The organism is Cupriavidus sp. SK-3 (assembly GCF_000611145.1).
Classification (GTDB): domain Bacteria; phylum Pseudomonadota; class Gammaproteobacteria; order Burkholderiales; family Burkholderiaceae; genus Cupriavidus.
Genome location: NZ_JFJV02000104.1, coordinates 1 through 1,583, shown reverse-complemented (window position 1 = coordinate 1,583; position 1,583 = coordinate 1). Strand labels below are relative to the sequence as shown.

The 1,583-nt window shown below is 59.6% G+C and carries 1 protein-coding gene; it reads left to right on the top strand.

The window, feature by feature from the left end:
• Positions 1-82 precede the first annotated feature (82 nt).
• Positions 83-1,237, top strand: a complete 1,155-nt coding sequence (locus tag CF70_RS11015; RefSeq protein ID WP_035864137.1) for an IS110 family transposase — start codon at positions 83-85, stop codon at positions 1,235-1,237.
• Positions 1,238-1,583: the final 346 nt, after the last annotated feature.

Genomic DNA, 1,583 nt, shown 5'->3' with positions numbered 1-1,583 from the left:
CTAGATCCTATGCAGCAGGAGGGGAGATCGACGAACTGATACCTAAAATCAGCGAGTCGAGGGTTGCTCAAAGGAGAGCATCATGCGCACAGATCAGGCAGATAGATCACACCCAGAGGAAGTTGTGCTGGCGGTGTCACTGGAACTGGCTACCGCGAAGTGGAAGGTTGCACTCCAGGATGGTCTGCGCAATAGTGCGGCGGTCCACACCGTCGCGCAACCGGATGCTGCGCGGCGCCTGCAAGCGGTACTAGACTTGGTCGAACGGCATAGGCAGAAGTGGTCGTTGCCGATGGGCACGCGGATCGTGGTGAGCTACGAAGCCGGGCAGGACGCGTTCTGGATCTACCGGGCCCTGCGGACTCGCGGCATCGAATGCTACGTGGTCGATCCCGCGAGCATTCCCGTGGAACGCCAGAAGCGACGCGCAAAGACGGATCGGCTCGATGCCATCAAACTGGTCCTCAATCTGCGTGCATGGCTACGCGGCGAGCGCGACCGCATGCGGGCAATCCACGTGCCGTCGCTGCAGGATGAAGCGTCCCGCCATCTGATGCGCGATCGTGGGCAGTTGCAGAAAGAGGTACTGCAGCACCGCGACCGCATGCGTAAGCTACTGGCCACGCTCGGTTGCTGGGATGAAGTCGACAGCAAGAAATTCTCAGCCCGGCTCGCTCGCGACGAGGTACGGTGTCACGACGGCACCTCACTACCGGTCGAGTTCCAAGAACGGTTGCTACGCGAGTGCGAGCGGCTGGCATTGGCTGAACAGCAACTGGCGGCACTAGAGAAAGCGCGCCCGACGAGTCTGCCCGAGCCTGCGCGCGCGAAGATCGGTCACCTCACGCGCCTGAATGGCATCGGAGCAGTTGGCGGAGCGCGATTGGTATTGGAGTTGTTCTGGCGCGAGTTTGACAACCGCCGACAGGTTGGTGCGTGCGTTGGCCTCGTGCCTCAGCCCTACGACAGCGGCGAGAGCCGTGTAGACCAAGGAATCAGCAAGCAGGGCAACCGACGAGTGCGGGCGTTGCTGGTTGAGATGGCCTGGTCTTGGATTCGCTACCAACCAGAGAGTGCGCTGACACGATGGTTCAACCAGCGTACCCAGGGCACTGGACCAAATCGCCGGGCCCGACGAATTGCGATCGTCGCGATCGCGCGACGTCTCGCAATTGCACTATGGCGCTATCTGAAGGATGGAGTAATCCCCCAAGGCGCCCATTTGAAACCAGCCTAGCCCACCCAAGGGAGGGTAGCAGCGACAGTCATTGGACAATGTAATACGAAGTGCATATGGTCGGAAGTGAACGTGCCCGTAACACGCTCGGGTTGCAAAGCAACCGTTTTTCTAGATGGGGCATGTTCCCAAATTGCTGGCGTAACGCGCATCAGGATGAGGCTGGCTCCAACGCCAGCGGATAGAAGGTGGTGAGCCGCTAAGGCTCACGAGCGCAAGAAGCGGCTTCAGGCCATCGTGGATTACAGCAACCCCAACCGCCCCGATCTCCCGAGGTGTGGAGGCTTTGCATATGAAGCAATTTGATAGTTTGGAACGCGGCTTGACAAAAGACTGCTCATAGAAG